This is a genomic window from Salinibacterium sp. AL4.1 (assembly GCF_059767305.1).
Map to the genome: position 1 here is coordinate 214,751 of NZ_JBSOQK010000002.1, position 18,969 is coordinate 233,719.

Here is an 18,969-nt window from a genome sequence, read left to right on the forward strand (position 1 = left end):
TGCGTGAGGGAATCAGCGTTAGCCGATTGCCACAGTCCACTTTTCAGCCAGAATTTCTGCGTTCTTCTCGGCCTGCTCCGGGGTGGGAGTGACGAGTTCACCCTCGAGAGCGCCGAGGGCGTCGAGTGCTGCGGTGTCGACGGTTCCGGCATCCTGCAGTGCCTGAATCGTCACGGGGTAGGCGCCACCGACGATGAAGAGGTTTTGTGCTTCGGGGCTGTAGAGGAATTCCTGCCAGAGTCGAGCAGCGGCCGGGTGCGGGGCATCCTTGTTGATGGCCTGGTTGTAGAAGCTCGTGTAGACGGCACCGGGAAGGGTTGTGACCTTCCAACCGTCTACCGTTGCTGCGGCAGCCAAGTTGTTGTAGCTCCAGTCGAAGGCAACCTTGGTCTCGCCGGCAGCAATAGTTGCTCCCGTGACGTTGACCGGGATGAAGTTGCCAGCGGCGTTGAGCTCGTTGAAGAACTCGATGCCAGGAGTGAAGTCATCGAGCGTTCCGCCCTGGTGAACCGTGGCGAGGCCGAGAGCTGCAAACGCGGCTCCAGCCTGCGTGGGGTCACCGTTCAGCGCAACAGCACCGCGGTAGTCGTCCTTGAGCAGGTCGTCGAGGCTCGTGGGCTCGGGAACCGAGTTGGAGTCATACCCAATCGACATGCTGCCGGTGTAGTCATTGACCCAGAGGCCGGTTGCTTCCTTGTTGCCCTCGGGAATCTCATCCCAGTTGGCGACCATGTACGGAGCGAAGTAGTCAAGGCTGTCGAGCGCAACAGCGGTGCCGAGGTCGAAGACGTCGGGAGCGGTGTCTTGGCCGCGAAGGTTGTCAGCAGCAGCGATTTCTTCGGCGCTGGAAACATCGGGGTCAGCCGAGTTGACGATGATGTCGTACTTCTCTTCAAAGAGAGCCTTGATTTCGCCGTAGTTTGCCCAGTTGTCGGGCAACGCGATGACGTTGAGTTCGCCCTCAGCCTGCGCGGCTGCGATAAGAGCGTCCATTCCGCCAAAGTCTTCGGCGGTGGTTGCGGTCGATGCGTCAACATCGCCCGCTGCGGTCTCAGTGGTGCTGCAGGCACTGAGTGAAATCGCCGATGCTGCAACGAGTGCAACGGCGGCGAGGGTGCGCTTAGTGAACAAGACTTCCTCCAACGACCGCCACGGCCGCCCGCGCTGTGAGCGGGCAGAGGGTACCGAAACGATCCGAGGATGACCGTACGCAGCAGGGTGCTTCGCTCGCTGTCATCCGGGTAAACGAACGATGAACGACACAAACACAATTGCTCGCTTGCTCTGCGCGCGACAATACAGAATGGATGTCGCCGCTGCTCGGTAGAGTCGAGCCGTGGCCGATTCCCTCTCTGCAGCGCAAGCACGCCGAGTGCTGCTCGCTGCCCAGGGCTTCGGGGGCGGGGTCGCGAGTGCGGCCAATCCCGCGGGAACGCGCCAGCTCAACCTGCTGTTCGACCGCATCCGGCTGTTGCAACTCGACTCGGTCAATGTATTCGAGCGCAGCCACTACCAGCCAGTGTTCGCCCGTCTGGGGCACTACGACAAAGCGGCGCTCGATGCCCTGACGTTCCGCAGGCCAACGCCGCGTAACCCCGGCCGCTACGTCGAATACTGGGCGCACGAAGCCGCCCTCATCCCCCTCGAATCGTGGCCGCTGTGGCGCTGGAAGATGGACTCGCTGCGCGAACGCGACGCCCAGCGCTACGAATGGGTGCGCGACAACCAGCCCATGCTGCAGTGGCTCCGCGAAGAACTTGCGACCACCGGCCCCGTCACGGCGCGCGCGATCGAGCACGACGCCAACCGCCGCACCGGACCGTGGTGGGGATGGTCCGACGTGAAGCAGGGACTCGAGATGCTGTTCCGCTGGGGCGAAGTCGTGAGCGCCGGCCGCACCCGCTTCGAACGCACCTACGCGCTGACCGAGCAGCTGATTCCGGCCGCGCTGCGTGAGCGCGAGGTGAGCCGCGCCGACGCGCATCGAGCTCTGGTCGCTGAGTCAGCACGGGCGCTGGGAGTCGGCACGGCATCCGACCTCGCCGACTACTTTCGACTCAAAGGTGCCGATGTGCGCCCGGCCATCGACGAACTCGTGGATGCCGGAGAGCTCGTTCCCGTGACCGTGCGCGGCTGGGATCAGCCCGCGTGGCTGCACCGGGACGCCCGCATCCCCCGCCGCATCGAGCACGTCGCCCTGCTTTCGCCCTTCGATCCCGTGGTGTGGGATCGCAAGCGCGCCGAGCGCATGTTCGGCTTCCGCTACCGCATCGAGATATACACCCCCGAGCCGCAGCGCCAGTTTGGCTACTACTCGCTACCTGTGCTCGTGGATGACGCGCTCGTCGGCCGCATCGACCTCAAGACCGATCGGCAAGCGGGTGTGCTGCGCGTGCAATCCGCCTGGCACGAAGAGGGGCTCGACGCCGCCCCCGGCGGCACTGGAGCCCTCGCCGAACGGATCGTGCCCACCCTGCGCGAAATCGCGCACTGGCAAGGCATGGGCGAGATCAGCGTGACCGGCCGCGGCACCCTCTCCCCCGCTATCGAGGCAGAGTTACAGCGCTAGCTAGAAACCGCCACCGATTTTGCTCAACCGCTCAACGCGAGACGCGATCGGCGGGTGGGTGCTGAACAGACGATCCATGATGCCCGGCTTCGTCGGGTCAGAGATCCACATGTGCGCCATCGTGGAGTTCTGCTTCACCATCGGGCGACCGTAGTCGCCCAGCTTCTGCAAAGCACTGGCCAGAGCATCCGGATGACGCGTCGTCAGCGCACCGGTTGCGTCGGCAAGATACTCACGCTGACGTGAAATCGACGCTTGCACCGCCGCTGCAACGAGCGGCGAGATGAGCAGTGCGGCCAGTCCAACCACGATCATGACCGGGTTGCTGTTCTGGTTGTTGCCGCGACCGCCAAAGAGCGTGAAGCGCAGTGCGATGTCCGAAATGAAACCAACAGCAACAACGAGACCGAATACGATCATCGAGACGCGGATGTCGTAGTTGCGCACGTGACCCAGCTCGTGGGCCATCACGCCCTCAAGCTCGGCATCGGTCATCAGGTCAAGCAGACCGGTCGTGGCCGCCACAATCGCGTGCTCGGGGTCACGACCCGTTGCGAACGCATTCGGTGCGGGGTCATGCACGATGTAGACCTTCGGCATCGGCATCCCCGTCGTAATCGACAGGTTTTCGACGATGCGATAAAGGCGCGGGTTATCGGCCTTCTGAATCTCGACCGCACCACTCAAAGCCACTGCTTGGCCGCTCGCCGCAAAGTACTGAATCAGTGTGAACGCACCGGCACCAATGATCGTGCCAATCGTGATCGTCATCGGATCGCCCCCCATCAGGAAGCTCAGCGCGAAGCCGAGAAACCCAATAAGGACGACGAACAGAATGATGATCAGAACAGTGTTGCGCTTGTTTTTCGCTATCGCGCGATACATCTAGACATCCTGGTCATGCCGTTAGAAAGAAGAAGAATTAGAACTGAACGCGAGGCGGCTCTGCGATGGACGCAGCATCCGCAACCTCGAAGAAGTCGCGCTCGGTGAAACCAAGGTTGCGCACGAACAGGGTGTTCGGGAAGACCTTGATCTTGGTGTTGAGCTCGCGCACACCACCGTTGTAGAAGCGACGGCTGGCCTGAATCTTGTCTTCAGTGTCAACAAGTTCGCCCTGAAGTTGAAGGAAGTTCTGACTAGCCTGCAGCTGCGGGTACGCCTCAGCGACCGCAAAAATGCTCTTGAGGGCAGACTGCATGTGGTTTTCTGCCTCAGCAGCATCCACGGGGCCCTGCGCGCTCAGCGTCTCAGCGCGAGCCTTCGTCACTGCCTCAAAGACGCCCTTTTCGTGAGCGGCGTAGCCCTTGACGGCCTCGATGAGGTTCGGCAGCAAGTCAGCACGACGCTTGAGCTGCACCGTGATGTCGCTCCACGCCTCGTCAACGCGAACATTGAGAGTCACTAGAGCGTTGTATGTGGTCCACAGGTAGATACCTACGATCACGACGAGCAGAACAATGACGCCAAGTACGATCAGGAATTCCATGCTTCAACTATAGAACGCGCTGCTGTGCCTCTACCGAGAAAACGAGCCGCTCGCGGCCCCCAACCACGGGTCGACAACCGCCGCGCAACACAGGCACGAGAGAGCGAATCGCTCACTGATTCAGTGCTTTTGTCCCCGTAACACTTGAGGTGACGAACTTGCCGATCACCGGCGCCGTGAGCAACGCGAGCCCCACGCGACGCTTCCACAACTGGAACGTGGTGTGCGGCAGAAAGCCGTTCGCGGCACGACGGCCAGCGGCCTGCTTGTCGGCGACTACCGGCATCCACTCTTCTTCGTACTCGGCGAAGGCGGCGCTGGGCTCGAGATCGCCCGAGAGCTTTTCGGCGAGCAGCACGCCGCCGGCGATCGCCAAGGATGCCCCCTGCCCGGCCAATAACGACGCCGCTTGGCAAGCGTCTCCGGCGAAGGCCACGCGACCGCGGCTCCACACCGGCAACTCGATCTGCGCAACCTGGTCGTAGTAAATCTTGGACGGCTCCGGGCACTTCGCCAGTGCTTCGGCCACGTCGTCGCCCATGCCCGCATAGGCCGCCTGAATGGCCTCGCGGGGGTTAGCAGGCAGCACGGTGTCATCGACGCGATGCGCGGCAAACAGAGCCACCTGACCATTGTGGAGGCCATACAGGCCGACCATGCGATCCAGTTCGTCGGTCGACACAAGAGCCTCTCCGAGCTTGGCGTGCAGCTTCGGCGAATCGAATGTGTAAGCGCACGTGTGCATACCGAGTTGACGATCGAACGCCGCCGAATCGCCAAAGATGCTGTGACGAACCGCCGAATGGATGCCGTCGGCCGCCACCACAATGTCGCCCGAAATGCGCGTGCCATCGGCCAGCACCGCCGTGACGTAATCCGTGCGATCTTCCACCGCGACGACAGCGCTGCTGAAGCGCACATCGACGGACGCAGGCAACGCCTCAAAGAGCGTCAATTCAAGATCTTGGCGCATGATACTCATGAGCTTGCCGCCCTCATTGGCCGCAACCACGCCGTAGTCGAGCGACTGACTGCGACCATTCGGCCGCACAAACCGCGCCTCGGTGATCGAATAGCTCAGCTCGCGCAAGCGCCCCAGAATGCCCATCTTCTCGGCGGCGTCATAGCCGGGCCCGAAGAAGTCGATCATGTAACCCTGCGTGCGACGTTCTGGCGCAGCCTCCAGCAGAGTGACCTCCCAGCCGCGCTCAGCCAACTGACCGGCGACCGTGAGCCCCGAAATTCCTGCTCCACACACAATGGCTTTAATAATCGTGCCCTCTCGCTACATGTATTGAGCCTGACTTCGGCCCCAGGCAGCTACTGCCCCAACACTCGGCGCAGATAATCGTTCGCGAACACGCGACCCGGATCGAGCCGGTCACGAATGCTCAAGAACTCATTGAAACCCGAATACGCGGCCGCGAGTGATTCGGCTGGCCGGTTATGCAACTTTCCCCAGTGAGGTCTGCCGTCGTGCGCCATCATGATCGCCTCGACTTCACGAAAATACTCGGTCGGGTCTTCGCGCCAATACCGGTGTACAGCGACATATCCGGTGGCCCGCCCCGACGCGGTAGAGAGCAGCAATGAGTCCGCAGCCGCCGAACGCACCTCGATCGGGAACGAAACTCTCCAGCGTTTGTCTGCAATCAGCTTCTGGATGGCGCGTACGGCATCCGGCACGGCCTCGATGGGGAGGGCATATTCCATTTCGCGAAAGCGTACGGTGCGATCGGTGACGAAAACCTTCGTAGAGATGTCGGTGAACTCACGATTGCCCGAGAGCTTCACGGCGAGCCGATTGACGGGCGGGATGATTAAGGGCGCGGTCTTGCCCGCGGCGCAGATCGCGCGAAAAACCCCGTTGGCCATGAACTCGTCATCGAACCAGCGCGAGAACGTTGTGAGCGGATGCCGCGGCGCATCGCTCGGCAGGCGCGTGTTGCTCTTGGTCAGGGCCGTGGTGGTGTGCGGCCACACGTAGAACTCGAAGTGGTCGGTTTCGGCACTGCGCTGCAGCCACTCGTCGAGCACGACGGCGGCCGGTTCGGGGCGCTCGACCGCGTGCAGCAGGAACGTCGGTACGCACTCGATCGTCACGTCAACGAGGATGCCGAGGGCACCCAGGCTGAGCGCTGCGGCCGACAACAGTTGCGGGTTTTCGGTCGCGTTCACCCGCAGCAGCTCGCCCGCCGCCGTCACGAGGGTGACGCCGCGTACTTGGGTGGCGATGCCACCGAAGCGCGCGCCGGTGCCGTGGGTGCCAGTCGAGATGGCGCCGGCAATTGTTTGGCGGTCGATGTCGCCCATGTTCGCGAGCGCGAGCCCGAGGGGTTCGAGTAGGGCGGGCAGTTCATAGAGGTTGGTGCCGGCGCCGAGCGTGACCAGCGGGCCGTCGACAGCAATAACTCCCGCTAGCGCGCCCACGTCGAGGTGCAGACCGTCGGTTGCCGCGATCGAGGTGAAGCTGTGGCCGGCACCCCAGGCCTTGACCGTCGCGCCTGTGTCGCGCGCGAAGTTCACCGCCGCGATAACCTCGTCAACGCTTTGCGGGCGAGCCGCGAATTCGGGGTGCGCACGCTCAGATCGGCCCCAGTTGCGCCACACGGCACCGGGGCGGAGAGATGCCGGGGCTGCGCTCGATGCGCGGTGCTCCGAGCGCGGCATCCACTCCGGAGTCGTCATAGGAAGGCTTTACCCTCGCCGCGGTAGGTGGGCACGGTATCGACGATGCGACCGTCAGCGACGACCGCGAACTCGTTGAGGTGCTCGGAGAGCTCGCCCGCCTTGGTGTGACGGAACCAGACGCGGTCGCCCACCTCAAGCTGCTCGGCGGCGGGGCCGGTGAGCGGTGACTGTACTTCGCCGGCGCCCTCGCGCGGCACATACTTGAGCCCTTCGGGCCACGTGGGCTGGGGCATCCGGTCGACGCCCGCTTCACCCGAGGCGATCCAACCGCCACCATGTACTGTCGCGATATCGAGCGAGTATTTGCGGTCGACGGCTAGCGCGAAGGCCGCCGCTGGGGCCGGGGTGAAGTGGCTGTAGTTGTCGAAAAGGTGCGGGCCGAACAGGCCGCTACCGGCGGCAATCTCGGTGACTGATGTGTCTTCGGCGGTGGATTCGAGAGACCCCGTTCCCCCGCCGTTCACAAATTCGAGTTCGGCGATTTCGCTCACCGAAGCGACGATGTGACCCCGACGCTCGCGAAGTTCTTTGGCGGAAGCGGTCTGCATGACATCGAGCAGACGACCAAACGCGGCCTTGTTCGGCGGGCGGTTGCCCACCCCCGCGATCTGCGCTTCGTACGCCATGATTCCGACGAGAGTGAATCCGGCGCGATCCAGCACCGTGCTGGCCAGGGTGCGCGCTTGCGCCGCCGACCGCACCGGAGAGCGATGCGCGCCCACGTGACCGAGCAGCGGGGAGTGGAAGGAGGCATCCACGTCGATGCAGACGCGGATGGTTTCGCGGTGCTGCGGCGAGAGCACCGAGTCGACGAAGTCGAGGTGTTCAACGGAGTCGATCATGAGCGTGACGCGTTGGGCGAGCGCCGGGCTCGTGCCGAGCGCTGCGATGGCCGCGCGATCGACGGAGGGGTAGCCGACGACGACATCGTGTATGGTTTCGGCTAGCCAGAGCGCCTCGGTGAGGGTGTACGCCAGAACGCCCCGGAACTCGTTGAGCTCAAGCACGGCATCCATGACTTCCCGAACACGAATCGACTTGCTCGCCACCCGAATCGGCACCCCGGATGCCCGGCGGATCATATCGGCGGCATTGTGCGAGAGCGCCTCAAGCGAGAGCACCCCGTAGGGAGCGTCGAGGGCGTGTGTGGCGTCGGAGAGCGTCTGCCAATAGTCCTCGGGCGTGTGCCAAGGCGTTGCGGGGGTGCTGAGCAGCTTCACGGGTTCCTTCGGGCCACGGCGGCGAGTGATCACGGTACGACGCGACCGGGTGAGGCATCGGCGCCGTCGTTGCTCAACTTTCCCAGAACGCGCGACGCAACACAACGGGCGCCCCCTACCGCTTGACCCTCGACGTTCGGTGGCGTTGAGTAGAGCCATGACTTTCGCAAACGTAGGCACCATCGGAGTGCAGCCCGGCCACCGCGATGAGGTTGTCGCAATTCTCACGCGTCGCAGCACCGACTTGGACAGCGCCGGATGCCTCAGCTACGAGGTCGGCGTGAGCGACGAGCATCCTGACACCGTGTTCGTCTCGGAGCTGTGGGAGTCGGCAGAAGCCCACCAGCTCTCGTTGCAACTGGCAAGCGTGCAGGCTGCGATCAAGGAAGCGATGCCCCTGTTGAGCGGCAAGATGGGCGGCCACCGCTTCGAGGTCGTCGGGTCGCCGCTGCGCGACTAAGAACTGCGGTTTGCGCGACGACGCTTTCCGGCGTTCCACCAGAACACCCAGGCAATGAGCCCAAAGTACGGGATTGCGAGCAGCACGACTGCCCACAGGAGCAGAAAGAACATGGACAGGGTCGTCTCGCGTGCGGTGACGATAATGGCCCAGACGCTCGCAGCGTAGGGCAGGATCAGCGTCGCAACGATGACGAGGTGCCAAACATTGAAGTTGTCGATCATCGTGTCCCCATCACCATAAATTGAGAATCTATCTGCTTGAGGTTACGCGATTCGACGTTCGGGGAACACCCACCGCACAAGGCCGAAGCCGATCGCGGCGCCGATGAGTTGCGCTGCGATGAAGCCGGGGGCCGAGCCCGGTGCGATTCCGGCGAACGTGTCGCTGAACATCCGACCGATGGTGATGGCGGGGTTAGCGAAGCTCGTGGAGCTCGTGAAGAAGTACGCGCCGCCGATGTACGCGCCGACGGCGATCGGCGCGAAGTTTGCGCGCCCGGTGCGCACGAGAGCGAAGATCACGACGATGAGTCCGGCGGTGGCGACGACCTCGCTGAGAAAGTGGCTTGGCGTGAGGCGCACAGTGGTGCTGAACGTGACGGCGGTCTGCGCAAACATGAGGTTGGCAAGGATCGCGCCGGCGACACATCCGACAATCTGGGTCGGGATGTAGAACGCCGTGTCGAGCCACGACCGCAGCCCGCTGAGCGAATCCACGATCGAGACGACGGGGTTGAAGTGCGCTCCGCTGACCGACATAAAGACGAGGATGAGCACGCCGAGCCCGAAGGCAGTCGCGAGCGCGTTCTCGAGAAGTTGCAGCCCGACGTCGCCCGGCGACAGTTGCTGCGCCGCGATGCCGGAGCCGATGACGACGGCGGAGAGCCCCGCACTACCCACGAATTCGGCGGTCAGGCGACGGGCGAGAGCGAAGGTGCGAGGCGTGGTCATGCGGAGATCATACCCAAACATTGATAACTGTCTATGAATCGCGCCTCGTCGTTTAGACTGCTTGCTATGTCAGCGATCGAGTCACCCGCCTCCGAACGCGCCGTGGCCGAACGCATCGCCCAGAGCATGCGCGCGATCGCCGACCCCACGCGAGTGCAGATCCTGCGTTTGTTGATGGATGCCCCCGAAGGTCGCCGCGGAGTCACCGACCTTGCTGCTCGCCTCGGCCTCACGCAACCCACCGTGAGCCACCACGTGCGCATCATGGCCGACGATGGAATCTTGCAGAGCGCTCAAGAGGGGCGCCAGGTCTGGTACTCCCTCGTTCCGTCACGACTGGCCGACGTCTTCGGCTTCGTGCAGCACTCCCCCGCGGATGCCGCCGCCGATATTGACCCCACAATTCTCGACCGCATCACCGACGATCTTGCCCTCCGCTTTGCCGGAGTATTTTCGCGTGAAACCGTCGCCGAGTACGTCGCCAGCAGCTATGACCTATTGCGAGCGGGTGCACCCAAGGATCGCCACTTGTCGTCACACACGTCTCGCTTCGCCGCCGATCGGCTCGGCGCTCTCCCCGAAGCGGATGCCGCAGCCACCACGGCACCGACCGACGTACTCTTCGTCTGCGTGCAGAATGCGGGCCGCTCGCAACTCGCCGCCGCCATCCTGCGATCCCTCGCGGGAGACCGCGTGCGCGTACTGACCGCGGGCTCGCAGCCGACCGAGTCGATCAACCCGAAGATCGTCGCCGCCCTCGACGAAATCGGCGTTTCCGTCGATGGCGAATACCCCAAGCCGTTGACCGACGAAGTCGTGCGCGGTGCGGATGTCGTCATCACGATGGGCTGCGGCGACGCCTGCCCGATTTACCCCGGCCGCCGCTACCTCGACTGGGAACTCCCCGATCCCGCCGCCATGGCAATGGATGGCGTGCGAGCAGTGCGCGATGACATCGACGCCCGCGTGCGAGAGCTGCTTCGCTCGCTGCCGCCGGTGAACGCTGAGTGAACTAGTCGCGCCGCGCTCCACAACCCTCGCGTAACGCATAGACATTCATCTATGCTTTACGCATGACCACCGAAACTACTGCCACCACCGAAGCCCGCAAGCCCGTCGTTCTGTTTGTCTGCATCCACAATGCTGGACGCTCCCAGATGGCCGCCGGCTACATGACGGCGCTCTCGAACGGTGCCGTCGAGGTTCGCTCGGGCGGCTCCGAGCCCGGCAACGAGATCAACCCCACCGCCATCGCCGCGATGGCAGAAGAGGGCATCGATATCTCTCAGGCAGTCCCCCAGCTCATGACCACCGACCAGGTGCAGGCATCGGATGTTGTCATCACGATGGGCTGCGGCGACGTCTGCCCCATCTTCCCCGGCAAGCGCTACGAAGACTGGGAGCTCGTCGACCCTCGCGGCAAGGGAATCGACGAGGTCCGCCCGATCCGCGACGACATCAAGGCGCGCATCCACAAGCTACTGACGGAAATTCTTCCCGCCTAACAGTGCCCCGACAGGGACTCGAACCCTGACTTGGATGATTTTAAGTCATCTGCCTCTGCCAATTGGGCTATCGGGGCACGCATGCTCCACGCTTGCGCGTGGAGCATGCAATCACACTACTTGGGGCGTGACGCGAACTCTTCGAATGCGCGGCGCGGTTCTACGCGAGCCTCGATCGAAATGGTGTCGCGACCCCAGAAGAAGTTCGTGATCCAGTTGCTGAAGACGCGAGCCTTGCGCTCGAACATCGGCATCGCCATGCCGTGGTAACCACGGTGCATGAACCAGGCCGGGAAGCCCTTGATCGCGATCTTGCCGGACTGGAAGACACCGTGGTACAGGCCGAGACCGGCAACCGCACCCTGGTTCTTGTGGAAGTAGTCCTTCGTCTCTTCGCCACGAAGCGAAGCCACAATGTTCTTGGCCATGAGCTTGGCCTGGCGAACAGCGTGCTGCGCGTTCGGAACGCAGAAGCCGCCAACGCCACCACCGGTGAGGTCAGGAACAGCACAGACGTCGCCAGCGCCCCAGGCACCCTCGACGACACCGTCATCGTTGATGACACGGAGGTCAGCCTGCACACGGATGCGTCCACGCTCTTCGATGGGAAGGTCAGTGCTGCGCACAACAGGGTTAGCCATAACGCCTGCGGTCCACACGATGGTGTCGGACTCGAAGCTTTCACCGGTCGACAACTCAACCACGCCATCCACAGCAGACTTGAGCTGGGTATCGAGGTGGATCTGGGCGCCACGGTCAGCGAGGTTCTTGATAACCCACTTGCTCGTCTCGAGCGAAACCTCGGGCATGATGCGACCCATGGCTTCGATGAGGTGGAAGTGCGTGTCTTCGAACTTGAGGTTCGGGTAGAGCGGCAGCAGCGACGAGGCCAGACTGCGCATTTCGCCGAAGGCTTCAATACCGGCGAAACCGCCACCGACAACAACGAACGTCAGAAGACGGTCGCGCTCGGGGCCAGCAGGCAAATTGGATGCCTTGTCGAAGTTGGTGAGAAGACGGTCACGAACGGCAACAGCCTCTTCGATCGTCTTCATGCCGATAGCTTCGTCAGCAACACCGGGGATGGGGAAGGTACGCGAAACGGCACCGGCGGTCACGACAACGAGGTCGTAATCCATCTCCCACGAGTCGCCCACCTCGGGCTGAATCGTCGCGGTCTTTGCCGCGTGGTTGATACCGGTGACCTTCGCCGTGACGACCTTGGTGGTCTTCAAGTGACGACGGTGAGGAACGACCGCGTGACGAGGCTCAATCGAGCCCGCAGCAACCTCGGGCAGGAAAGGCTGGTACGTCATGTAGGGAAGAGGGTCAACCATGGTGACCTCAGCTTCGCCGCGGCGTAGCCACTTTTCGAGCTTACGAGCAGTGTAAAAACCGGCGTAACCGCCGCCGACAATCAAGATTTTTGGCACGAGTTAGAGTCTCCTAAAAGGGAAGTTCGCCACCAAACTTACTCTCTCTCGCGCATACTCCTAAACCGACGCCATGCGAGAACGCCGGAACCGGCCAAAATGAGAAGAAAAATCCCGTAAATGGCGAGCGGAACGCCCACATTCCGAAGCATGCTCACTGTTGGCAGCAGCGTTCCGAGGGGGCTTACGGGGCCCGCGATGGTCGAGTTATCGCCCTCGGGCACCGGTTCAGGCGACGGGCTGAACGTCGGAACCGGGGCGGGAGTTGACTCCGCGCGACGGTAGATCGTGATCCACTCCGCGAGACTCCCCATGGGGTTTTCTTCGACCAAGGGCACGTTCGCGTTCACGGCATCCTCGGCGTCGATCAGCCCGAAACCGTAAATGGCGTCGGCGCCGGGAGCGCCCGTGTCATGCGCGGTCGCAACGATGCGGTTGATCACGTTGGCGGCATCCAGCTCCGGATGCGCGGCACGCACAAGCGCGACGATGCCAGCGACGATCGGCGTTGCGCCACTCGTACCGTTCCACAGCACGTGCGATCCGCCGGGAGCAACACCCACGAGGTCTTCGCTGGGAGCCGCGACACCAATCGTGATGCCCTGAGTAGAAGCGTTGAAGCTGGCGACGCCGTTGACATCCACACCGGCAACAGTGAGCACACCTGGCATCGTGGCGGGGGCACCAACCGAGGTCGTGCCACTCCCCCGGTTACCCGCGGCAGCAACGACAACCACGTCGTTATCCATGGCATAGAGGAAGGCACTATCCCAGCTGACGGGCCAGTCGAGCGTTTCTCGAGTGAGTGAAAGGTTGATGACGTCGGCACCCTGGTCGACGGCATAGCGCACAGCCTGAGCGATCTGGTCATCCGAGCTAATGGGGCCACCCGTGAAGCCGATGGAGATCGCCAAAATGTTGGCTTCGGGGGCGGCGCCGATTACACCATCGCCCGCTCCCGTTCCGCGACCGGCTGCAAGAGAAGCGACGAGCGTGCCGTGGGCAGGATTGTCATCACCAACGGGCGTCTGCCCGTTTGCTGACCCCTGGCCTGAGAAGTCTGTTCCGCCGGTGACCGCACCGACGAGTTCTTCCACCGTGCCATCGACACCGGTATCGATCACAGCAATCGTGACGCCAGCGCCCTTCGTGGTTTCCCACGCGGCTTCGATGCCGTACTCCTGAAGCCAATACTGCTGATCGCGCACCTCGTCGGCGTGCGCCGGGGTTGCCACCAGCACGGAAGCGAGGCTCGCCATCACGACGAGGCCAGCGGCCCGGCGCTTCACTGGCCGCTCTCCGCCGCCTTGCCCGCTGCGGCATCCTGTTCAGCGGCCTCCGAGTAATCGGGGCACTGGCACACAGTAGGGCTCCACGAGGCGCGCTCGAGAGCAATGTCGCCAATCGGGTTAACGCCGGGCCCCGCAGCGAGTGAGTGCCCTACGAGAGCGTGCAGGCACTTGACGCGCGTGGGCATGCCGCCGGCCGAAACACCAGCGAGCTCCGGAACCACCTCGATACCATCGCGGTCGGCAATGTACGCCTCATGAGCGGCCTGGTACTGCGCGCCGATCTCACCCTCGAGCATTGCGGCGAGTTCAGGCATCTGGCCTTCAGCCTCAAGCGTCGACACGGATGCCGTAGCCGCCGGGTGGCACAGGTAATAGATAGTGGGGAACGGCGTTCCATCGCTCAGACGCGGCTTGGTTGACACGACAGTTGGAGCACCGCACACGCAGCGCGCGGCGATTCCAATCACGTCGCGGGCGGGGCGCCCGAGTTGAAGCGACACAATGCGCACATCTTCATCGCTGACGGCGTCAAACGGTGGGGTGGTCATTGCTGAGGTCCTTCAATTACGGGGGCGATGAGCTCGTCGGGGGCGTCTTCTGTGAGACCAGCAGTGTAGATGGACGACACGAGAGTTTGCACCCAATCAATCTGGGTAGTTTGGATGCTCGTGCTGACCGGTACCCCATCGTTCGTGGTGACATCGGCAGCGTCACCCGTAACCAGATAGCTCACTTCGCCCGGGTACACGTAGTACAGGCGATCGCGGGCCTGGGACTCGATGTACGCACGGTCATCCCAGCGGGCAAGGTTCTCGTTGAGATCGTCGACCGACACTTGAGCTTCTTCAACTTGCGATTGCAATTGCGCAATCGTCTGCTGCTGCTCGATAAAAATGCGCAGGTTTGGCGCAAGAACGATGACGGCGAGTATGAGCAAACTAAGCATGAGCACGGTGAAGCCCGAGAAGCGGATCGTGCGCAGCCAGTGTTCGGGCGCGCTCTCCTCGGGCAGCGTCACCGCTACCTTTTTTGCTCGTACTCGCCTAGCCATGCGTTCGATGCTAGACGACGCTAGTGAGTGCTAGCCGTTGAACCGCGGGAAGGCGGAACGGCCAGCGTAAACTGCGGCATCCCCGAGCTCTTCTTCGATACGCAGCAGCTGGTTGTACTTCGCTACGCGCTCGGAGCGAGCCGGTGCACCGGTCTTGATCTGGCCGGTGTTGAGCGCTACCGCAAGGTCAGCAATCGTGGTGTCTTCGGTCTCACCGGAACGGTGGGACATGACGGCCGTGTAGCCGCTGCGCTGAGCCAGCGAAACAGCGTCGAGGGTCTCGGTGAGCGAACCGATCTGGTTGACCTTGACGAGGATCGAGTTCGCCGTTGCGAGCTCGATGCCCTTGGCGAGACGCTTGGGGTTGGTGACGAACAGGTCGTCTCCGACGATCTGAGTCTTCGAACCGATTTCGGCGGTGAGCTGAGCCCAGCCTTCCCAGTCATCTTCGTCGAGCGGGTCTTCGATCGAGACGAGGGGGTACGCAGCAACGAGCTCGGCGTAGTACGCGCTCATGTCACCAGCGGACTTAGAGACACCTTCGAACGTGTACGAACCGTCCTTGTAGAACTCGGTGGCAGCAACGTCAAGGCCAACGGCGATGTCCTTACCCGGCGTGAAGCCAGCCTTCTCGATTGCCTCCATGAGGAGGTCGAGTGCTGCACGGTTGCTGGAGAGGTCGGGGGCGAAGCCACCCTCGTCGCCGAGGCCCGTGCTGAGGCCCTTGCTCTTGAGCAGTCCCTTGAGCACGTGGTAGGTCTCAACGCCCCAACGGAGGCCTTCGCTGAAGGTCTCTGCGCCGTGCGGGAGGATCATGAACTCTTGGATGTCCACGTTGCTGTCGGCGTGCGATCCACCGTTGATGACGTTCATCATCGGCACGGGGAGCACGTGAGCGTTCGGTCCGCCGAGGTAGCGGAAGAGGGGCAGGTCTGCCGAGTCAGCAGCAGCCTTTGCCACGGCAAGCGACACACCGAGGATCGAGTTTGCGCCGAGGTTCTTCTTGTTCTCGGAACCGTCAACCGCGATGAGCTCAGCGTCAACGAGGCGCTGGTCGGAGGCGTCGAGGCCTTCGATTGCGGGGCCGAGGTCGTCGATAACCGCGTCAACGGCCTTCTGAACGCCCTTGCCGAGGTAACGGTCTTTGTCACCATCGCGAAGCTCGTAAGCCTCGAATGCACCGGTGGATGCTCCCGAAGGAACTGCGGCGCGGGAAACTACGCCGTCGTCGAGCAAAACCTCAACCTCGACCGTGGGGTTTCCCCGGGAATCAAGAATTTCGCGGGCGCCAACTGCTTCGATCAAAGCCACAGGGGGTCTCCTTAAAGAAAGTTTGTTTGGACTGGAAGTGGTGGATGTCCGTGGGAAAGCCTACTCCGCGCCAGCGACAGGCGCTGACTCGTTACGAGCGACCACCGGCTGCGGCGGTGCCGGGCGGAACTGCCCGGTGGCCAGCAGCACGATCACGAGAACCAGCGGAACGAGCCATCCGGTCCATCCCAGAATGCTGGCCTGAAGCGGGTCGAAGCTCTCGCCGACCATGATGAAAATCAAGGAGAAACCGGCAGCCGCGTTGAACGAACCATGGGCGAGCGCGGCCGGCCACACCGACGCTGAACGGATGCGCAACCACGAGAACACGCCGCCGACCACGATGGTCATGCCCACCATTGCCGTAAGAGCGAGCCAGCCGGGAGCGCCGGGATAGTTGTAGCCGAGCAGGATGAGCGGCGCGTGCCAGAGGCCCCACATCACGCCCGAAATGAGAATGGCGGGAACGATGCCGAGGGGCAGCAGCTTGGGGAGCAGCCAACCGCGCCAGCCGAGCTCTTCGCCCAGAGCGGGAACGGTGTTGATAAGCGCACCGATCGCCACGTTGAGGAACTGCGCAGCCACGAGCACCCCAATCGGAATGGGCAGCGGCGCTTGGCCGAGCGCCTCAAGCTGGCTGTCGAGCATCGCCTCGAAGCCGGAGAAATTCACGAAGTCGGCCGGATAGACGCCCACGAGCGCTCCGACGACGAGCGCCGCCAGAATAAGGGCGGGCGGAATGACGAGCGCCAAAGCCAGGTAGCGCACAAAGCGGCCAACGGGGCGCACCGAACCGAGCCCGAGCGCCGCACGGCGGGAGCGAGCATCTGGATGCTTCTCAACAAAGAAGACGACGATGAGTGCTGCGATCGCCGGCGTGAACATCATGGCCAAAGCGAACACGGTGAAGAACGGATTCGTGAGGCCGCCCGTGAACCACAGAGGAAGAGCGAACAACCACGCGAGCCCGAAGCTCAGGGCTGTAAAAATAAGAACCGGCTTTGCTCGGACGTTCACGCTTTCTCCCTCGAAAAGTGGGCGCTAGCTAACCACCCAGTGGCTTGAACTCAAGGCTATCAATGCTCACGTTTTCTGCACGGACCGTCGCGAAACTGGTGAAACCGGAATCCCGAAGCTGGTCGAGAAGCTGCGGCAGCTTCTTAGGCCGCGCCTCGAGCCGAACCCGCTTGCCGTCTTTGATCAGGGCGGCCTGCAAACGCACCAGAGTTGCCGCCTCAACACCGGCGTCATAGACGAGCGCAACTTGGTCGTCTTCTGTTGCCGCACCGAGGTCAACCAGATCAACCAAACGCTCGAAGCCGAGCGAGAAGCCAACAGCCGGAACATCACTGCCCAAGAAGCGACCGATCATTCCGTCGTAGCGACCGCCACCACCGAGTGAATAGCCGAGCGACGGATGCGCAACCTCAAAGATCGCGCCCGTGTAATAGCCCATCCCCCGCACCAACCACGGGTCGAACTCGATAAGCGATCCGGAATCGCCTCGGCCCGCTTCAACCGCGTAACCGATCGCCGCGAGTTCAAGGATGACCTCTTCGGTGACGCCAGCGGGCAGCGCGGCACGGATGGCATCCGCACTGAATTCGGGAGTCGTTTCGGGCGTCGGGCGCTGAAGAAATTCAGCGAGCGCCGCCACCGGAGCGTCCGGAAAAGCACGCTCGCGCAACTCAGCGATGACTCCATCGGCGCCGAGCTTGTCGAGCTTGTCGACGGTTATCAGCACGGCTTCATGCTCTTTGGCCGGGAAGCCGAGGATGCTGAGCGAACTCGTCAGCAAGCGACGGTCGTTCACGCGAATGGTGCAGCCCTGCACTCCGAGAGCATCAAGCGTCGCCGCCGTAGCGGTGATGAGTTCGATTTCAGCGCTCGGGCCGGCCTCGCCCATGATGTCAATGTCACACTGCACGAACTGGCGGTATCGGCCCTTCTGCGGGCGTTCGGCACGCCAGACGGGCGCCATCTGAATCGAGCGGAAAACCTTGGGCAGTTCAGCACGGTGGGTCGCATAGAAACGAGCAAGCGGAACCGTGAGGTCGAACCGCATCCCCAGGTCAGCAAGATCGAGAGCATCGGATGCCACCTGCAGTTTCTCTGGCGTGAGCCCGCGCTTCATCACCGCGAAGGCGAGCTTCTCGTTGTCGCCGCCCAAGCCGGCATGCAGGCGTGAGCTATCTTCCATCACGGGAGTTTCGATCTCGTCGAACCCGTGCGCGCGATAGCTGCCCCGGATCACGCCGAGTACGCGCTCGCGCTGAGCCTTTTCTGCCGGGAGGAAGTCCCGCATACCGCGGGGAGGATTAACCGTTGACGCCATGCTTCCTATTCTCTCGCACGCGACAGGGTTTCGCTGTTACCGGGCGGCCTCAACGATCAGTTGCTCGATCCGCTGACGGTGGTGCGTGACCGCCGCTTCAAAGACCGCAGCTGATGCTTCACGGTTCTGGTTGAGCACGAGATCGAATTGCACGCCATGAAACATGTTCACGAGCAGCCGCGCTTCGATCTGAGCTTGCTCCTCGGTAAGGCCAAACGAGACGAGGGCTGCGGCGCCCATGGCGATCCACTGCTTGAACAGCGGGCGAGTCACGCTGACCTCGTCGCGTTCAACGGCTTCGAGCAGCCCCGCTTCGAGCTCGAGACGTTGGCGATGCAGGTTCTCGGGCAGCTGCGTCCACTGCCATGACAGGTACAAGCTGTCGAAGTAATCGTCGAGGGTAGTGATGGGAAGCTTGGAGGCCTCATCGGTGCTCGCCCCACGCGCATTGGCGTGCACGACTTCGCAGATGAGCTCGGCGCGTGATCCGAAATGGTAGACGAGCGTGAAGGAACTAACGTCGAGCGCTTTCGCGAGTGAACGGAATGTGAGGCTAGACAGCGGTTTATCAGCAAGATAGGCAATAGTTTGCTGAATGAGAGCTGGCTTGCGCGTCGGGTCGGGTCTGCGGGCCATAGTTATTAACATAACGGTTGTTTG

At 62.7% G+C, this 18,969-nt stretch carries 20 protein-coding genes and 1 tRNA gene; 4 read left to right on the forward strand and 17 right to left on the reverse strand.

Annotated features, from left to right (window positions below; all coding sequences use genetic code 11):
* Nucleotides 1–18: 18 nt before the first annotated feature.
* Complete coding sequence (locus ACWTV3_RS10410; RefSeq protein WP_498478144.1) at nt 19–1,131, reverse strand: ABC transporter substrate-binding protein; 1,113 nt, start codon at nt 1,129–1,131, stop codon at nt 19–21.
* Nucleotides 1,132–1,336: 205 nt separating this feature from the next.
* On the opposite strand from ACWTV3_RS10410, the gene ACWTV3_RS10415 reads away from it, so the two are divergent.
* Complete coding sequence (locus ACWTV3_RS10415; RefSeq protein ID WP_498478145.1) at nt 1,337–2,569, forward strand: winged helix-turn-helix domain-containing protein; 1,233 nt, start codon at nt 1,337–1,339, stop codon at nt 2,567–2,569.
* Here ACWTV3_RS10415 and ACWTV3_RS10420 read toward each other — a convergent pair whose 3' ends face one another.
* From ACWTV3_RS10420 to ACWTV3_RS10440, 5 genes are all read right to left on the reverse strand, one after another.
* A complete protein-coding gene (locus ACWTV3_RS10420) occupies nt 2,570–3,454 on the reverse strand; it encodes a M48 family metalloprotease (RefSeq protein WP_498478146.1) in 885 nt (294 codons plus the stop codon). It lies immediately after the preceding gene.
* A 37-nt stretch (nt 3,455–3,491) separates the two neighbouring features.
* Nucleotides 3,492–4,058 carry a LemA family protein gene (locus tag ACWTV3_RS10425; protein ID WP_100389685.1) on the reverse strand — a complete coding sequence of 189 codons (567 nt, stop codon included), beginning with the start codon at nt 4,056–4,058 and terminating at the stop codon, nt 3,492–3,494.
* A gap of 112 nt (nt 4,059–4,170) precedes the next feature.
* Nucleotides 4,171–5,316 (reverse strand): FAD-dependent monooxygenase, encoded by a 1,146-nt coding sequence (locus tag ACWTV3_RS10430; protein WP_498478147.1) that lies wholly within the window; start codon nt 5,314–5,316, stop codon nt 4,171–4,173.
* Between the two features lie 62 nt (nt 5,317–5,378).
* On the reverse strand, nt 5,379–6,728 hold the full coding sequence (locus tag ACWTV3_RS10435) for a D-arabinono-1,4-lactone oxidase (RefSeq protein WP_498478541.1): 1,350 nt from the start codon (nt 6,726–6,728) through the stop codon (nt 5,379–5,381).
* Nucleotides 6,729–6,742: 14 nt separating this feature from the next.
* Entirely contained in the window at nt 6,743–7,969 is a 1,227-nt protein-coding gene (locus ACWTV3_RS10440) for an amino acid deaminase/aldolase (protein WP_498478542.1), read from the reverse strand.
* 157 nt (nt 7,970–8,126) lie between these two features.
* Here ACWTV3_RS10440 and ACWTV3_RS10445 point away from each other — a divergent pair, with 157 nt between their 5' ends.
* Nucleotides 8,127–8,429 (forward strand): putative quinol monooxygenase, encoded by a 303-nt coding sequence (locus ACWTV3_RS10445; protein ID WP_498478148.1) that lies wholly within the window; start codon nt 8,127–8,129, stop codon nt 8,427–8,429.
* Here the strand turns inward: ACWTV3_RS10445 and ACWTV3_RS10450 are convergent.
* Nucleotides 8,426–8,653 (reverse strand): hypothetical protein, encoded by a 228-nt coding sequence (locus ACWTV3_RS10450; RefSeq protein WP_498478149.1) that lies wholly within the window; start codon nt 8,651–8,653, stop codon nt 8,426–8,428. The two genes, ACWTV3_RS10445 and ACWTV3_RS10450, sit on opposite strands and share 4 nt — an antisense overlap.
* Nucleotides 8,654–8,695: 42 nt before the next feature.
* Complete coding sequence (locus tag ACWTV3_RS10455) at nt 8,696–9,382, reverse strand: aquaporin (RefSeq protein ID WP_498478150.1); 687 nt, start codon at nt 9,380–9,382, stop codon at nt 8,696–8,698.
* A gap of 66 nt (nt 9,383–9,448) precedes the next feature.
* On the opposite strand from ACWTV3_RS10455, the gene ACWTV3_RS10460 reads away from it, so the two are divergent.
* On the forward strand, nt 9,449–10,393 hold the full coding sequence (locus ACWTV3_RS10460; RefSeq protein ID WP_498478151.1) for a metalloregulator ArsR/SmtB family transcription factor: 945 nt from the start codon (nt 9,449–9,451) through the stop codon (nt 10,391–10,393).
* Between the two features lie 62 nt (nt 10,394–10,455).
* Complete coding sequence (locus tag ACWTV3_RS10465) at nt 10,456–10,887, forward strand: arsenate reductase ArsC (RefSeq protein WP_498478152.1); 432 nt, start codon at nt 10,456–10,458, stop codon at nt 10,885–10,887.
* Between the two features lie 3 nt (nt 10,888–10,890).
* On the opposite strand, the gene ACWTV3_RS10470 is transcribed toward ACWTV3_RS10465, so the two are convergent.
* From ACWTV3_RS10470 to ACWTV3_RS10510, 9 genes are all read right to left on the reverse strand, one after another.
* A tRNA-Leu gene (locus ACWTV3_RS10470) sits at nt 10,891–10,964 on the reverse strand.
* A 39-nt stretch (nt 10,965–11,003) separates the two neighbouring features.
* Nucleotides 11,004–12,320 carry an NAD(P)/FAD-dependent oxidoreductase gene (locus ACWTV3_RS10475; RefSeq protein WP_100389676.1) on the reverse strand — a complete coding sequence of 439 codons (1,317 nt, stop codon included), beginning with the start codon at nt 12,318–12,320 and terminating at the stop codon, nt 11,004–11,006.
* A gap of 38 nt (nt 12,321–12,358) precedes the next feature.
* Nucleotides 12,359–13,609 carry a S8 family serine peptidase gene (locus ACWTV3_RS10480; protein ID WP_498478153.1) on the reverse strand — a complete coding sequence of 417 codons (1,251 nt, stop codon included), beginning with the start codon at nt 13,607–13,609 and terminating at the stop codon, nt 12,359–12,361.
* Nucleotides 13,606–14,160, reverse strand: a complete 555-nt coding sequence (locus ACWTV3_RS10485) for a DUF501 domain-containing protein (protein WP_498478154.1) — start codon at nt 14,158–14,160, stop codon at nt 13,606–13,608. Before ACWTV3_RS10485 ends, ACWTV3_RS10480 begins: the two co-directional genes overlap by 4 nt.
* A complete protein-coding gene (locus ACWTV3_RS10490) occupies nt 14,157–14,663 on the reverse strand; it encodes an FtsB family cell division protein (RefSeq protein WP_498478155.1) in 507 nt (168 codons plus the stop codon). Before ACWTV3_RS10490 ends, ACWTV3_RS10485 begins: the two co-directional genes overlap by 4 nt.
* Before the next feature lie 30 nt (nt 14,664–14,693).
* Nucleotides 14,694–15,974, reverse strand: coding sequence for a phosphopyruvate hydratase (gene eno, locus ACWTV3_RS10495; RefSeq protein WP_341620378.1), 1,281 nt, complete (start codon nt 15,972–15,974; stop codon nt 14,694–14,696).
* A 60-nt stretch (nt 15,975–16,034) separates the two neighbouring features.
* Complete coding sequence (locus tag ACWTV3_RS10500; protein ID WP_498478156.1) at nt 16,035–16,991, reverse strand: CPBP family intramembrane glutamic endopeptidase; 957 nt, start codon at nt 16,989–16,991, stop codon at nt 16,035–16,037.
* A 28-nt stretch (nt 16,992–17,019) separates the two neighbouring features.
* On the reverse strand, nt 17,020–18,309 hold the full coding sequence (hisS, locus tag ACWTV3_RS10505) for a histidine--tRNA ligase (protein ID WP_498478157.1): 1,290 nt from the start codon (nt 18,307–18,309) through the stop codon (nt 17,020–17,022).
* 36 nt (nt 18,310–18,345) lie between these two features.
* Nucleotides 18,346–18,945: a TetR family transcriptional regulator gene (locus ACWTV3_RS10510; RefSeq protein WP_498478158.1), complete on the reverse strand. Its 600-nt coding sequence runs from the start codon at nt 18,943–18,945 to the stop codon at nt 18,346–18,348.
* Nucleotides 18,946–18,969 lie beyond the last annotated feature (24 nt).

Bases quoted from the DNA above. Each gene is read 5' to 3' on its own strand.
- ACWTV3_RS10420 (WP_498478146.1), bottom strand. From the start codon at position 3,454: ATGTATCGCGCGATAGCGAAAAACAAGCGCAACACTGTTCTGATCATC.
- ACWTV3_RS10425 (WP_100389685.1), bottom strand. From the start codon at position 4,058: ATGGAATTCCTGATCGTACTTGGCGTCATTGTTCTGCTCGTCGTGATC.
- ACWTV3_RS10435 (WP_498478541.1), bottom strand. From the start codon at position 6,728: ATGCCGCGCTCGGAGCACCGCGCATCGAGCGCAGCCCCGGCATCTCTC.
- ACWTV3_RS10445 (WP_498478148.1), top strand. From the start codon at position 8,127: ATGACTTTCGCAAACGTAGGCACCATCGGAGTGCAGCCCGGCCACCGC.
- ACWTV3_RS10450 (WP_498478149.1), bottom strand. From the start codon at position 8,653: ATGATCGACAACTTCAATGTTTGGCACCTCGTCATCGTTGCGACGCTG.
- ACWTV3_RS10455 (WP_498478150.1), bottom strand. From the start codon at position 9,382: ATGACCACGCCTCGCACCTTCGCTCTCGCCCGTCGCCTGACCGCCGAA.
- ACWTV3_RS10460 (WP_498478151.1), top strand. From the start codon at position 9,449: ATGTCAGCGATCGAGTCACCCGCCTCCGAACGCGCCGTGGCCGAACGC.
- ACWTV3_RS10465 (WP_498478152.1), top strand. From the start codon at position 10,456: ATGACCACCGAAACTACTGCCACCACCGAAGCCCGCAAGCCCGTCGTT.
- ACWTV3_RS10485 (WP_498478154.1), bottom strand. From the start codon at position 14,160: ATGACCACCCCACCGTTTGACGCCGTCAGCGATGAAGATGTGCGCATT.
- ACWTV3_RS10490 (WP_498478155.1), bottom strand. From the start codon at position 14,663: ATGGCTAGGCGAGTACGAGCAAAAAAGGTAGCGGTGACGCTGCCCGAG.
- hisS (WP_498478157.1), bottom strand. From the start codon at position 18,309: ATGGCGTCAACGGTTAATCCTCCCCGCGGTATGCGGGACTTCCTCCCG.
- ACWTV3_RS10510 (WP_498478158.1), bottom strand. From the start codon at position 18,945: ATGGCCCGCAGACCCGACCCGACGCGCAAGCCAGCTCTCATTCAGCAA.